Origin of the sequence: Branchiibius hedensis, from assembly GCF_900108585.1 — a bacterium.
Classification (GTDB): Bacteria; Actinomycetota; Actinomycetes; order Actinomycetales; family Dermatophilaceae; genus Branchiibius; species Branchiibius hedensis.
Genome location: NZ_UESZ01000001.1, coordinates 2,248,149 through 2,262,152, shown reverse-complemented (window position 1 = coordinate 2,262,152; position 14,004 = coordinate 2,248,149). Strand labels below are relative to the sequence as shown.

Genomic DNA, 14,004 nt, shown 5'->3' with positions numbered 1-14,004 from the left:
TTAGCGCCCCCGCCACGAGCGTGTCCCCCACGGGTGCCGGCCGCTCCACCGGGACCGTGGTTTGGGCCTGGCTGCCGGCGCCCCGGAGGCGGCCAGCACCGCCACCAGGGCGGCCAGTTCCTCCGGTGTCGGGTTACCCGAGACGATCTTGAGGGTCACAGCGGAATGTTCCCGTGCTTCTTGGGCGGCAACTTCTCCCGCTTGGTCCGCAGCGCTCGCAGCGCCTTGGTGACCTCGATCCGGGTCTGGGCGGGCTGGATCACCGCGTCGACGTAGCCGCGTTCGGCGGCGATGTAGGGATTGGCCAGCGTGTCTTCGTACTCGGTGATCAACTCCTGGCGCCGGGTCTGCACGGCCGCGTCGCCGTTCTTCTCCGCGACCTTCTTCAACTCGCGTCGGTGCAGGATGTTGACCGCACCCTGCGCGCCCATGACCGCGATCTGCGCCGTCGGCCACGCCAGATTGATGTCGGCCCCGATGTGCTTGGACCCCATGACGTCGTAGGCGCCGCCGTAGGCCTTGCGGGTGATCACGGTGACCAGCGGCACCGTCGCCTCGCAGTACGCGTAGAGCAGCTTCGCACCCCGGCGGATGATCCCGCCCCACTCCTGGTCCGTGCCGGGCAGGAAGCCGGGGACGTCGACGAAGGTGAGGATCGGCACGTTGAAGGCGTCGCAGGTGCGCACGAAGCGGGCCGCCTTCTCCGAGGCGTCGATGTTGAGGGTGCCCGCCAGCTGCAGCGGCTGGTTGGCGATCACGCCCACGGGCGAGCCGTCGACGCGGCCGAAACCGCACACGATGTTGGGTGCGAAGAGCTCTTGCACCTGGAGGAATTCGCCGTCATCGCACACGGCCCGGATGGCGGTGACGATGTCGTAGGGCACGTTGGCCGAGTCCGGGATCAGGGTGTTCAGCGCCAGATCGTCCGGCGTCGGCTCACCGATCTCGCCGGTCGGGTAGAGCACCGGGTCGTCCATGTTGTTGGCCGGCAGGTAGGACAACAGGTCTTTGACGTAGTCGATGGCGTCCTGCTCGTCGCTGGCCATGTAGTGCGCGACGCCGGAGCGGGAGTTGTGCGTGCGAGCCCCGCCCAACTCCTCCATGCCCACGTCCTCACCGGTGACGGTCTTGATGACGTCGGGACCGGTCACGAACATGTGCGACGTCTGATCGACCATGACCGTGAAATCGGTGATCGCGGGGGAGTAGACCGCCCCGCCAGCACACGGTCCGACGACCAGGGAGATCTGCGGGATGACGCCGGAGGAGTGCACGTTGCGGCGGAAGATCTCGGCGTAGAGACCAAGGGCCACAACGCCTTCCTGGATGCGCGCGCCACCGGAGTCATTGATGCCGACGACGGGGCAGCCGATCTTCAGTGCCAGATCCATGACCTTGACGATCTTCTCGCCGAAGACCTCGCCCAGAGAGCCGCCGAAGACCGTGAAGTCCTGGGAGAAGACGCACACGGTGCGCCCGTCGATGGTGCCGTACCCGGTCACCACGCCATCGCCGTACGGGCGATTCTTGTCCTGGCCGAACGCGGTGGATCGGTGCCGGGCCAACGCGTCCAACTCGGTGAACGAGCCCTCATCGAGCAGCGCGTCGATGCGCTCGCGGGCGGTTAACTTGCCCTTGGCGTGCTGCTTCTCGACGGCCCGGTCCGAACCGGCGTGCACCGCTTCGTCGAGGTGGCGCTCCAAATCAGCCAATCGCCCCGCCGTTGAATGCGGGTCGGGCGCAGACGAAGGATCGGGTGTGGCGACAGCGCTCATGCGTCAAGACTCTAGCCTTGTGTCGTGAGCCACCATCTTGATGCCGACGCATTACGAGAACGTCTGGCCGGCACGGTGTGGGCCGGGATCGACGTACGCGACGAGGTCGGCTCCACCAACGAGGAGTTGATGCGCGACGCCCGGCCGTTCACCGCGCTCACCGCCGACTTCCAGAGTGCGGGTCGTGGCCGGTTGGACCGGGTGTGGCAGGCACCCCCCGGCAGTTCGGTCGCGCTGTCGGTCAGCATGCCGCTGCCATCGGATCCGGCCCGCTGGGGCTGGGTGCCCCTGCTCGTCGGGGTGGCGTTGCGCCGCAGCCTGCGGCGCCTGACGGACGTGGAGCTGGGGCTGAAGTGGCCCAACGACGTGCTGGCCCGAGCGACCCTGCACGACGAATGGCGCAAAGTGGCCGGCATCTTGTGCAACGTCGTCGGTGGCACCGAGCCGTTGGTCATCATCGGGATGGGCATCAACGTCTACCAATCCCGTGAAGAGTTGCCGCTGCCCGAAGCGACCTCCCTGTCGCTGTGCGGCGCGGTCGTCAGCCGAGAGGAACTCATCGCGACGGTCCTGGAAGAACTCTCGAGCACCTCGGCGGCCTGGGTCGACGGCAGCCTGGACCACACCTACCGGGCCAGCTGCGTCACGATCGGCCAACAGGTGCAGATCAGCCTCGGCGACGGACCGGTGGAGATCGGCCGCGCGGTCGCGGTCGACGAGATGGGCCGGATCGTGCTGCAGGAAGCCGGCGGCGGTCAGGTGCCGCACGCCGCAGGAGACGTCGTGCACGTCCGTCCCCGGGACACGGTCGAGATCGACGATGAGTTCTTCAAGATCCAACAGCCGGACCCGGCGGTGTTCGTCGACCATCTGGAGTCAGAGCTGCTGGGATCGCCGCGCACCATGCGTCGTGCCGATGTGGCGCATGCGGTCGGCACTGACACCGAGACGACCCGGTTGATCTGGCGTGCGCTCGGTTTCGCCAGCCCTCGCGATGAAGACCTGGTCTTCACCGAGGTCGACGCGCAGGCCCTGCGCCGGTTGCACGAGGCGATGGCCGAAGGCGCCCTCGATGCCACGACCGCCATGGGTCTGGCGCGGGCGATGGGTCGCACCACCGACCGGTTGGCCATGTGGGCCTTGCAGTTGATCACCGACATGGTGGCCGGGGAGAACGAAGGCTTCGATTCGCGCACGGCGTTCCTCGCCGCTGAGCGGACCGTGGAGATGATGGACACGTTCGAGCCGTTGCTGAACTACGTGATGCGCCGCAACATGGCGGTCGCGATCTCCCGGCTGATCGCCGACGCCGAACCGGAGAGCCACGTGGGGGTCGTGCGGACCATCGGTTTCGCGGACCTGGTCAATTTCACCCAACTGGTCCGCGAACTGTCCGAGCGCGAACTGGCCCAGCTGGTCTCCCGTTTCGAGGGGACGGCCTCCGACATCGTCGCGGCGCACGGCGGTGCGTTGATCAAGACGGTGGGTGATGAAGTGCTCTTCTCCCACACCACCGTCGAGGGCGCAGTGGCGATCGGATTCGACCTGTTGGATCTGGCGGCCGAGGACGACGTCATCCCTCGGATGCGGGTGGGCATGGCCAAGGGCCGGGTCCTGGCCCGGCTCGGGGACGTGTACGGCACGGTCGTCAACCGCGCTGCCCGGCTGACCGCAGCCGCCGACCCGGGGACGCTGTTGGTGGACAAAGCAGTCGCGGATGCGATCAGCGGTGGGGACCTCGCGCGGGCGGTACCGCACCCCACCGTATTTCTCACCGGGTTGGGTGAAGTCATCCCGTGGGTGCTGAAGCGCGAGTCGCACTAGCATCCACCACATGACACGGGTACTGCTGGCGGAGGACGATCCGACGATTTCCGAACCTCTGGCCCGCGCTCTGCGTCGCGAGGGGTATGACGTCGTGGTCACCCCCGACGGAGCGGCTGCCCTGCGAGGGGCCGAGGACAACCCCGATCTGCTGATCCTCGACCTCGGGCTACCGGTACTGGACGGTCTGGAGGTCTGCCGTCGACTGCGCGCGGCGGGCAACCCGGTGCCGGTGCTGATTCTGACGGCGCGTGCCGACGAGGTCGACACGGTCGTGGGTTTGGACGCCGGTGCGGACGACTACGTGACCAAACCGTTCCGGCTCGCTGAACTGCTCGCGCGGGCCCGTGCCCTGCTGCGGCGGCAACCCATCACGGAAGACGACCAGGCCTTCGTGCGCATCGACTCCGAAGGTCGCCGGGCGTTCATTGACGACGAAGAATTGCAGTTGACCGCCAAGGAGTTCGACCTGTTGCGGGTCCTGGTGCGTGAAGCGGGCAAGGTGGTCTCCCGCGAGCAACTGATGCAGGAGATCTGGGAGACCTCGTGGTACGGGTCGACCAAGACACTCGACATGCATGTCTCGGTGTTGCGCCGCAAGCTCGGTGACGACGCCACGAATCCGCGGTTCATCGCCACGGTGCGCGGTGTGGGCTTCCGGTTCGAGCAGCCAGAGGGGACCTGAGTTGACGTGCGTCGGCGGCTGACCCGTGAGGGAGTGCTATCCCTCACCTGCGCCGGACTGCCGCCGACGGTGGCAGGGGTTGTCGTGGCCCCCAACTGGCCGACGCGCGTGGTCGTGTTGGTCGTCGCCGTGCTGTCGTTCGCCGTCGCGTCGTGGCTGACCGTGCGACGAATCGACTGGGTGACCTCGTCGGTCAATGAGTTGGTACGCCGAGCGGAGGACACCCGGGTGGGCAGCATCGGGCCGCCGCTCAACAGTGGGGTCGAGGAATTCGACCGGATCGCTGCCGTGTTCGAGCATCGCGCAGCCTCCCTGTCCCGCAGCATCGCCGCGGAACGAGACTTCGCGGCGGACGCCAGTCACCAACTGCGCACACCGCTGACCGCGCTGATGATGCGGTTGGACGAGATCGCCGAGACCGACGACATCGGGCTGATCCACGAAGAGGCGCACGTCGCCATTGAGCAGGTGGAGCGGTTGACCGAAGTGGTGGAGCAGTTGTTGCACCGCACCCGCACCCAGGACGACGAACCGGCAGAGACGGTGTCGTTGGACTCGGTGATCGCGGCCCTGCAGCGGGAGTGGCAGCCGGCGTTCACCGGGGCGCGGCGGGCGGTCCGGGTGACCGGCCAGCGTGGGCTGCAGGTGTTGTGTGCCCGAGGTGACCTCGCCCAGGTGCTGTCGACCCTGTTGGAGAATGCACTCACCCACGGAGCAGGCACTGTCGAGGTCCGCGCCCGCAGCAACGGTCCCTCGGTCGTGGTGGAGGTGTCCGATCATGGCCCCGGCGTGGACGCCGCGCTGGCGCCGCGGATCTTCGAACGCCGGGTCAGTACCGGTGGCACCGGGCTGGGTCTGGCGCTGGCGCGCGACCTCGCCGCAGCGAACGGGGGTCGGTTGGAACTGCGCTCGGCTCATCCAGCGGTGTTCGCGCTGTTCCTTTCCGAATCGCGCTCCTGAACCGCTTCCGGGCCATCCCCATCGACGTCTTCGTTGGCGAAGACCACGTTTCGGTAGGCCCAGAAGCGGAAGATGGTGCCCAGGCCGATACCGATGAACGCGTGCACGTTGAGCATCAAGGTGCCGTGTGCGTGCAGGACGTAGTGCGCGAACGCAACCCACGCGGCAGAGATCGCCAGGGCGACGCCGTTGACGGCGAAGAACAAGAACACCTCGTGATGCACCGGGCGGTTGTGCCGGTGCCGGAAGGTCCAGAACCGGTTACCCACCCAGGCGAAGGCCGTCGCCACCGCCCCGCTGATGATCTTCGCGGTCGTCACCTTGTGTGCCATCGGGCCGGCGATCAGCAGGTTGTAGCCACCAAGGTCGATCACGAACGAGATGGCGCCGATGACTCCGAACTTGGCCAACTCTCGCCAGAGTCGGTGGAAGGCATCGATGAGTCGGGTACGCACGATGTCCAAGGGTAAACCCCTACGATGGCGGCGTGACGGCACCGCGACGGGCTCCAGGCGGCTTTCCAGTGGTTGGCATCATCGGCGGTGGCCAGTTGGCGCGGATGTGTGCACCGGTCGCGGTCAATCTCGATATCACCCTGTCAGTTCTCTGCGAGACCCCTGAGTCGGCAGCGGGGTTGGTGGTTCCCTCAGCGCCGGTAGGGGACTACACCGACGTCGACACGGTGCTGGAGTTCGCCCGCGACTGCGATGTGATCACCTTCGACCACGAGCACGTACCCCAGGACGTCCTGCACGCGCTGGTGGCCACGGGCGTCCCTGTGCATCCGTCCCCGGAGGCGTTGGTGTTCGCCCAGAACAAGCTGGCGATGCGCGAGCGGCTCACGAGCATGGCGATCCCCTGCCCGGCGTGGGCGTCGGTGTCCACGGCGGAGCAACTCGCCGCGTTCGGCGCCGAGCACGGCTGGCCGGTGGTGCTGAAGACTCCGACCGGCGGGTACGACGGCAAAGGTGTCCTGCTGGTGTCCTCGCCGCAGGAGGCGGCCGATTGGTTGGCGCACGGCGAGCCCCTGCTCGCCGAGGAGGCCGTCGACTTCCTCCGCGAACTCGCCGTGTTGGTGGCACGCAGCCCCTCGGGGCAGGCGGCCGCCTGGCCGGTGGTGCACACCGTCCAGACCGACGGCATCTGCACCGAGGTGCTCGCCCCCGCCCCGCAGCTGGTGCCCGATCTCGCCGCACGCGCCACCGAAGCCGCGTTGCGGATTGCCGGCGACCTCGGGGTGACCGGGGTGATGGCGATGGAGATCTTTGAACTGCCCGAGGGTGGATTCGTGGTCAACGAGCTCGCCATGCGCCCGCACAACAGTGGCCACTGGACGATGGACGGATCGGTGACCAGCCAGTTCGAGCAGCACCTGCGCGCGGTGCTCGATCTGCCGTTGGGTTCGCCCCGGCCACGCGAGCAGTGGACGGTGATGACGAATGTGCTCGGTGGCCAGGATGAGGACCTCTACCCGACCTACCGGCATCTGATGGCCCGCGATCCCGAGTTGAAGATCCACCTGTACGGCAAGGCCGTCCGACCTGGTCGCAAGATCGGTCACGTCAACCTGACCGGTACCGATCTGGCCGACCTGCGTGAGCGCGGACGGCACGCAGCGGACTATCTGGAAGGAACCGTTCGTGAGTGAGGCCATCGTTGGCGTGGTGATGGGCAGCGACTCGGACTGGCCGGTGATGAAACTGGCTGCCGATGCGCTCGCGGAGTTCGGCATCGGCTTCGAGGCTGATGTGGTCTCAGCCCATCGGATGCCCACCGAGATGATCGAGTACGGCCAGCGGGCCGCCGACCGGGGCCTGCGCGTCATCATCGCCGGAGCCGGGGGAGCCGCCCACCTGCCCGGCATGTTGGCCGCGGTGACCCCGCTGCCCGTGATCGGCGTACCGGTGCCGCTGAAGTATTTGGACGGGATGGACTCGTTGCTGTCCATCGTCCAGATGCCCGCGGGGGTGCCGGTGGCCACCGTGTCGATCGGTGGCGCCCGCAACGCGGGCCTGCTCGCTGCCCGAATCATCGCCTCGGGCACGGATTCGCTTGCGGCGCAGGTGCGTACGGCGATGGTGGACTTCCAGTCCACCTTGCGGGACCAGGCGCACGCCAAGGGGGCGTCGCTTCGATCAGAGATTGCCGGGAGTTGACATGCGGTTTGGTGCGTTCGTACCCCAGGGCTGGCGTTTCGATCTGGTCGGGATCGACCCGGCGCAGCAATGGGACGTGATGTCGGGGCTGGCCTCGACGATCGACGCGGACCCGAACTGGGAGTCGCTGTGGGTCTACGACCACTTCCACACGACGCCGCAGCCCAGCGATCAGGCCACCCATGAGGCATGGACCCTGATGGCCGCGTTCGCCGCGTCGACGGCGCGGGTGCGGTTGGGCCAGATGTGCACCTGCATGGGGTACCGCGAACCGACTTATCTGGCGAAGGTCGCCGCCACTGTCGACCTGATCAGCGGCGGTCGCGTCGAGATGGGCATCGGCGGCGGCTGGTACGAGCACGAGTGGCGGGCCTACGGCTACGGGTTCCCTTCTGCGGGTGAGCGATTGGGGCGTTTGCGGGAGGGAGTCGAGATCTTCCGGCAGATGTGGACGACCGGTTCGGCGACGCTCGACGGCACGTACTACCAGGTCGACGGGGCCCTGTGTCATCCGCAGCCGGTGCAGACCACCAGCGAGGCCAATCGGATCCCGATGTGGATCGCCGGCGGGGGCGAGAAGGTCACGCTGAAGATCGCGGCGCAGTACGCCGACTACACCAACTTCGACGGCACGCCGGGCAAGTTCGAGGCGAAATCAGCCGTGTTGCAACAGCATTGCGAGGATCTTGGCCGCGACTTCAGCTCGATCACCCGGTCGTCCAACTACAACGTGCTGATCGGATCACCCGCCGAGGTCGACGCCACGGTGCGACGCGTCGAGGAGCGGTACGCGCCGTACCTCGGGTCCCAGAAAGCAGCAGCGGCCGCGGCGGCGCTGCGGGAGCAACCACTGGTCGGTGAGCCGGAGCAGATCGCTGAGACGTTGCGCGGTCTCGAGTCGGTGGGAATGGACTATGCGATCTGCTATTTCCCGGACGCCGCCTACGACGATACGGCGTTGCGCCGGTTCAGCGAGGAAGTCATCCCGCTCGTGACCACCTAACTAAGCGGTTGCTTAGTAGGACGTCCAAGCGGGTAGCATTCAGAGCGTGACCGGAAACACTGACTTCGACCTGTTCAAGACCTCCGAGGAGCACGAGGAGCTGCGGGCCGCGGTCCGTGCCGTCGCGGAGGACAAGATCGCTCCGCACGCGGCGGAGGTGGACGAGAAGAGCGAATTCCCCCAAGCGGCGCTGGACGCTCTGGTCGCCTCGGACTTCCACGCCCCGCACATCCCGGAGGAGTACGACGGGGTCGGCGCCGACGCGCTGGCCACCTGCATCGTGATCGAGGAGGTCGCACGGGCCTGCGTGTCGTCCTCGCTGATCCCGGCGGTGAACAAGTTGGGTTCGATGCCGGTCATTCTCGGTGCCTCCGAAGAGGTCAAGGCCAAGTATCTGCCGCCGGTGGCTCGTGGTGAGGCGATGTTCTCCTACGGCTTGTCCGAGCGCGAAGCTGGCTCCGACACCGCCGGGATGAAGTGCAAGGCCACCGCTGACGGTGACGACTTCATCCTCAACGGTCAGAAGTCGTGGATCACCAACGCTGGTGTCTCGCAGTTCTACACCGTCATGGCGGTGACCGACCCCGACGGTCCGCGCGGTCGCAACATCACCGCCTTCGTGGTCGAGAAGGACGACGAAGGATTCACCTTCGGTGCCCCCGAGCGCAAGATGGGCATCAAGGGCTCTCCGACCCGCGAGCTGCACTTCGACAACGTCCGCATCCCCGGGGACCGGATGATCGGCGAGCCCGGTGAGGGTCTGAAGATCGCGCTGCGGACGCTGGACCACACCCGTGTCACGATCGGTGCGCAGGCGATCGGCGTCGCGCAGGGTGCGCTGGACTACGCGATCGCCTACGTCAAGGAGCGCAAGCAGTTCGGCAAGGCCATCGCGGAGTTCCAGGGACTGCAGTTCATGCTGGCTGACATGGGCATGAAGCTGGAGACCGCCCGACAGATGGTCTACGTCGCCGCCGCCAAGTCCGAGCGCGGCGACGCGGACCTGACCTTCTTCGGTGCGGCGGCCAAGTGCTTCGCGGCCGACGTGGCGATGGAGGTCACCACCGACGCGGTGCAGCTGCTCGGTGGTGCCGGCTACGTCAAGGACCACCCGGTGGAGCGGATGATGCGCGACGCCAAGATCACCCAGATCTACGAAGGCACCAACCAGATCCAGCGGGTCGTGATGGCCCGCCAGCTGCTGAAGGGCTGAGCACACAGCCTCAGCCGTGATGGATCTACGCTGCGGTTCTTTGTGTCACGACCATCGTTGGCAAACATCGCGACAGTGAGATCCTGCAGAAGGTGATCTGTGTGCCCGTGCAAGTGTCGGAGGAGGGGGACCGTTGCGAACGGTGGCCCTGACTGTCTTCGAAGTTCCGGATGCGAGTTGCTCGCCCGCAAGCGCAATCGGACGGGTTGCGAATCGTCGATTCCCCCGGGCGGACCATATTTCGTGTGATTTGCCCCACAAAGACCCTTCCGCCGTTAACATCGCAAACACGACCGCGCGAGGAGCGGCGCAGCATCACGGGTTGTCGCCGCATCGGACTGCCGATGTGCGCCGCCCAGCCTTTGCCTGGCACGCGAGGATAGCCCCCGGTTCGGTTGAGGAGCAGTTGCACAGTGTCGTTTGATCGCGAAGCTTGGATTCCTGACGCCCAGCTCGTGCGGGAGGTGAACGACCAGTTCCGGCGGGCTATCGACTCTTACCGAATACAGCCTAACTTGATCGACGAGCATGCGAATCTCGAGGAATCGATCAGGACCGGTGGGTACGCGGATCGAACGCTCCTCGAGTTGGTCCAGAATGCGGCCGATGCAATCGTGGGCGCAGAGGACAGCGGAGTCGCCACGGGACGCGTAGAGATCGTGCTCGACACGGCGAACGAAATCCTGTATTGCGCAAACGCCGGGCGGCCGTTCTCGGTCAGTGGTCTGACAGCGATCTCGATGGCCTATCTGAGTGCCAAGCGTGGTGATGAGATCGGTAGGTTCGGGCTCGGGTTCAAGTCGGTCCTCGCGGTTTCCGATGCCCCCCAGGTATTCAGTCGCTCGATCTCCTTCGAATTCAATACGCCGGAGGCTCAGAAAGAACTACGCGACGTGAAGCCGTCCGCTAGGAGATTGCCGATACTGCGGACAGCCAACGTCGCGGACTTCAGCCGGGCTGCTGCCGAGGATCCGATTCTGGCGGAGATGGCGGTTTGGGCAACTACAGTCGTCCGCCTTCCCTGCGCCAAAAATCTGCGCCGGCTCCGGGACGAGATCGAAGACTTCCATTCCGAGTTCCTTTTGTTTGTTCAGGATGTCCGAGAAGTGCGGCTCAGGGTCGTCGGTGGAGGCGGGTATGCGGCCAACCACTCTTCGCGTGATCTTGGACAAGGACGATTCAGCATCGAATCCACGGGTGAGGACCCAAGCGAGTGGATCGTCGCGAGCCGAATGCACGAGCCGTCGACTGCGGCGCGTAGGCAAGTTGGCGAGGCCGTCTCTCGGTCCCGGGTGAAGGTCACCGTGGCGGTCCCGGTCAACCAGCGAAATCAGCGGCGAGGACAGTTCTGGTCGTACTTCCCGCTGCAGGACGAGACTTCGGCATCGGCTCTATTCAACGCGCCGTGGAGCGTCAACGACGACCGTACGACGCTCCTGCGGAACGACTACAACCGCGAGATTCTCCTCACGGTCGCAGAGATGTTCGTCGACATCATGCCCCGCTTGAGTACCTCCGAAGATCCCGCGGGGCACCTAGACTTCATGCCAGCCAGAGGACGCGAGGCCCTGAGCTTCGGAGACGAACTTCTGACGGTCCATGTCCCGCAGATCGCCGCCCGACGCGAACTGATCCCCGACGCTAGGGGCGTCCTGCGCACCGCGAACGCCCTCAAGCCGCTCGACTTCAGTGTCACCTTCGACAAAGCGGTGCATTACGCGTGGATCAAGTCGCCGAACACCGGTGAGGACGTACCTCACTGGCTCTGCTACCAGACCGGCACTCGTTCCACGCGCCTTCGTGACCTCTATATCCTCGGCCGAAGTCCGGACGCAGACACGCGCGACCCGAGCCGTGCGTTGACCCACCTGCCCTCGCGCGGATTGCTCGCCTGGCTACGCGAGTGGGCGGATGGGAACGACCCGGTCTCGGCGGCGGACGCCTTGCGAGTAGTCGCCAGTTCCCCCGGCCTCCCGGATATCAACAAGGCCAAGGTCATTCCTACCAGCAGCGGCATGCGCGCCTTGGCGGATCACCGCGTGGTCTTCCTCCATCGCGAGTCAGACCTTGAGATCGAGGACGCTGTATTCGTCGCCCCCGCGTTCCTCAAGCAGCACAGTGTGGAAAGAATCCTTCAAGAGCGGGGCTTCCGTGACCTCGACCCGGAGGCCATTCTCACCGCCCGCCTCGCAAAGCTCGACAGCGTGCCCGACCCGGATGACCTGGCCAAGGTCTGGGACTCAACCCTCGACCTGTCGCCTCAGGCAGCTGCCCGAGTGATGCTGGCAGCGAAGGCGCCCGTTAAGGTGCCCACGGTCGACGGGGGGTGGGCCTGGCCCCAACAAGTGTTCGACTTGGACGTCGCACTTGGAGCGGAACTCGCCCCACGGCTGCTGGACAAGCATCGGTGTTCTATGGACGTCGCCTACCAGCTTGGTGTTATTCGGCGCCCGATCAAGGAATATCCACTTGAGGATGAACCGTTCTACGACGAGTATCTGCTGTGGGTATTGGACGAACTGAACCGGCACAAAGGCCCCGGAGAACGGCCGGTGGAGACGGTCGAGTTCGACCATTCCAGGGGGCCCGGACCCTTTTCTCTCCTGTTCATGCTCCGAGACGCCGAGGCTCCGGCCAGCGTTCTAGAGTCATGGACGGCTGGACTACTGGCGCAAGGTGATGACAACTGGTGGTGCGAAGACCTTGCGACGGGGCGCACCTACGAAGTCGACTCCCCGCTCAGGTGGGCGGTTCGGACGGCAGGACTGGTGATATCGACTCATGGCGTTCGCCCACCCGCGGCCGTCGTCGCGCCCTCACTCATTCGTTACGAGGGGCTACTGCCATTGTTCCGAGGGCCATCACAAGCCGCCGCGATCCTAGACCTCCCCGACGAGTTAAGCGAAGTTCCGCCAAATCTGATGCGCGAGATGTTGCAAGGGAAGCTATTCCCTCCGGCCGTGAAGGATGAAATTCTTCTCGATTTCATCGTTGCGGCGACGAAGGTGGGATTCGAGGGCACGAAGCCTTCCACCATTCCAGCACGTATCGCCCGGACTATCGAGCCGTTCTCTCCGGATGCGGTGTACATCGCGACGAGCGACGAGCAGGAGACCTTCCTGCGAGCGCGTCAGCGTCCCTACCTGCGGGCTCGCGAGGATCAGGTCGCTGAGCTAATCCAGTTGGTGGGCTGCCGCCGTTTTGAAGACAGCTTCGCGTTCTCCGAGATCATCGAGGGACGACAGAACAGCGAGCCCGTGCTGGATGTCTACCCCGGGCTCCGAAACATGGTCGGGTCCGATCGGCTCAACCGAGTCAAGCTAGCGCGGGCGATGATGATCGCAAAACGCGTCACTACTGAAGACGGGGTCGAAGACCAGCCGATCGACTGGTACCTCGACGGAAGCGAACTCGTGGTTCGCGGCGACGCCGATGACGTTCAGGTCCTCAAGTTCATCAACGCAGCGTTCGAGCTTCGCTTAGACAACCCGCAACTGGCCGCCGTCATCAAGGCGGGCCTCGACCACAAGCTCGAGGATCTGAGGGTTCAAGCGAAATTGGTTGACTCCGATGCCGAACGCCTCGAGCTGTATATCGGATCTGATGATCTTCGAGATGCCCTGCCGACGGGCCTGTGGTCGGCGCTCGAAGCGCAAGGACTGGTCGACGACAACACGTCGGTCGCAGAGCTGTTGCTGGTGGTCTATGGCTCCGACTCGCTCCGGATTCTCGCCGATCGTTTCCGGGAGCTCGGATTCTCGGACGTCCCTACCGCCTGGGCGGGCACACCTGCGGCGATCTCATGGGTGCGCAAGATGGGCTTCACCGCGGAGTACGCGGGCCAGCGAGCGCGGTCCCGTCCGCAAGAGTTCGTAGTGCCGGGTGCGGTCAAACTCAACGACCTTCACACCTTCCAGAAGCAGATCAGCGAAAAATTGCGCGTCGTGCTGACGCAACCGTCCGACCAGGGCCCTGCACAGAAGGGGATGGTCGAGTTACCCACCGGAGCTGGCAAGACACGCGTTGCCACCCAGACGGTGCTTCGCCTCTTCGTTGACGAGGTTCTCAGCGGGCCAATTCTGTGGATCGCGCAGTCCATCGAGTTGTGCGAGCAGGCCGTCCAAACCTTCGAGACCGTGTGGCGGTACCTTGGCGACGAGCGGCCGTTAACGATCGGCAGGTTATGGGAGAACAACAAGGTCCATGAGCCGGACACCGAGGTCAGCGTGATCGTGGCGACAGATGCCAAGATCGACGCAATCATGAGCCTGCCGGAGTATGAGTGGCTCAAGACACCAACGGTCGTGTTCATAGACGAGGCCCATCGGGCTGGCGGATCAACGCGCTACACTCAAATCCTGCGGTGGCTCGGGGGTTGATGGACGCAG

Annotated in this window: 11 protein-coding genes; 8 read left to right on the top strand and 3 right to left on the bottom strand. The window is 65.4% G+C overall.

Annotation, left to right across the window (positions count from 1 at the left end):
• Together DR843_RS10975 and DR843_RS10970 are read right to left on the bottom strand one after the other, a co-directional pair.
• Positions 1 to 159, bottom strand: a complete 159-nt coding sequence (locus DR843_RS10975; RefSeq protein ID WP_109685787.1) for an acyl-CoA carboxylase epsilon subunit — start codon at positions 157 to 159, stop codon at positions 1 to 3.
• The gene (locus DR843_RS10970; RefSeq protein WP_109685785.1) at positions 156 to 1,775 is read right to left on the bottom strand and encodes an acyl-CoA carboxylase subunit beta; all 1,620 of its coding nucleotides are present in this window, start codon (positions 1,773 to 1,775) and stop codon (positions 156 to 158) included. The genes DR843_RS10975 and DR843_RS10970 overlap by 4 nt, the downstream gene beginning before the upstream one ends.
• Before the next feature lie 24 nt (positions 1,776 to 1,799).
• Here DR843_RS10970 and DR843_RS10965 point away from each other — a divergent pair, with 24 nt between their 5' ends.
• Genes DR843_RS10965 through DR843_RS10955 form a run of 3 tightly spaced genes read left to right on the top strand, consistent with a single transcriptional unit; the run spans position 1,800 to position 5,244 of the window.
• Positions 1,800 to 3,599 (top strand): biotin--[acetyl-CoA-carboxylase] ligase, encoded by a 1,800-nt coding sequence (locus tag DR843_RS10965; RefSeq protein WP_146202554.1) that lies wholly within the window; start codon positions 1,800 to 1,802, stop codon positions 3,597 to 3,599.
• A 10-nt stretch (positions 3,600 to 3,609) separates the two neighbouring features.
• Positions 3,610 to 4,284, top strand: coding sequence for a response regulator transcription factor (locus DR843_RS10960; protein WP_109685782.1), 675 nt, complete (start codon positions 3,610 to 3,612; stop codon positions 4,282 to 4,284).
• A gap of 6 nt (positions 4,285 to 4,290) precedes the next feature.
• Positions 4,291 to 5,244: a sensor histidine kinase gene (locus tag DR843_RS10955; RefSeq protein WP_109685781.1), complete on the top strand. Its 954-nt coding sequence runs from the start codon at positions 4,291 to 4,293 to the stop codon at positions 5,242 to 5,244.
• On the opposite strand, the gene DR843_RS10950 is transcribed toward DR843_RS10955, so the two are convergent.
• Positions 5,199 to 5,699 carry a GtrA family protein gene (locus DR843_RS10950; RefSeq protein WP_245934091.1) on the bottom strand — a complete coding sequence of 167 codons (501 nt, stop codon included), beginning with the start codon at positions 5,697 to 5,699 and terminating at the stop codon, positions 5,199 to 5,201. The genes DR843_RS10955 and DR843_RS10950 overlap by 46 nt on opposite strands.
• Positions 5,700 to 5,731: 32 nt before the next feature.
• Between DR843_RS10950 and DR843_RS10945 the strand changes: the two genes are divergently transcribed.
• From DR843_RS10945 to DR843_RS10925, 5 genes are all read left to right on the top strand, one after another.
• Entirely contained in the window at positions 5,732 to 6,892 is a 1,161-nt protein-coding gene (locus DR843_RS10945) for a 5-(carboxyamino)imidazole ribonucleotide synthase (RefSeq protein ID WP_109685779.1), read from the top strand.
• A 19-nt stretch (positions 6,893 to 6,911) separates the two neighbouring features.
• On the top strand, positions 6,912 to 7,400 hold the full coding sequence (gene purE / locus DR843_RS10940) for a 5-(carboxyamino)imidazole ribonucleotide mutase (protein ID WP_109688854.1): 489 nt from the start codon (positions 6,912 to 6,914) through the stop codon (positions 7,398 to 7,400).
• Between the two features lies 1 nt (position 7,401).
• Positions 7,402 to 8,403 carry an LLM class F420-dependent oxidoreductase gene (locus DR843_RS10935; protein WP_109685777.1) on the top strand — a complete coding sequence of 334 codons (1,002 nt, stop codon included), beginning with the start codon at positions 7,402 to 7,404 and terminating at the stop codon, positions 8,401 to 8,403.
• A gap of 46 nt (positions 8,404 to 8,449) precedes the next feature.
• Positions 8,450 to 9,616, top strand: a complete 1,167-nt coding sequence (locus DR843_RS10930) for an acyl-CoA dehydrogenase family protein (protein WP_109685776.1) — start codon at positions 8,450 to 8,452, stop codon at positions 9,614 to 9,616.
• Between the two features lie 515 nt (positions 9,617 to 10,131).
• Entirely contained in the window at positions 10,132 to 13,995 is a 3,864-nt protein-coding gene (locus DR843_RS10925; protein WP_211310226.1) for a sacsin N-terminal ATP-binding-like domain-containing protein, read from the top strand.
• Positions 13,996 to 14,004: the final 9 nt, after the last annotated feature.

What these genes read in the sequence shown, in the direction of transcription:
- DR843_RS10970 (WP_109685785.1), bottom strand. Translation starts at nt 1,775, where the DNA reads ATGAGCGCTGTCGCCACACCCGATCCTTCGTCTGCGCCCGACCCGCAT.
- DR843_RS10960 (WP_109685782.1), top strand. Translation starts at nt 3,610, where the DNA reads ATGACACGGGTACTGCTGGCGGAGGACGATCCGACGATTTCCGAACCT.
- purE (WP_109688854.1), top strand. Translation starts at nt 6,912, where the DNA reads ATGGGCAGCGACTCGGACTGGCCGGTGATGAAACTGGCTGCCGATGCG.
- DR843_RS10935 (WP_109685777.1), top strand. Translation starts at nt 7,402, where the DNA reads ATGCGGTTTGGTGCGTTCGTACCCCAGGGCTGGCGTTTCGATCTGGTC.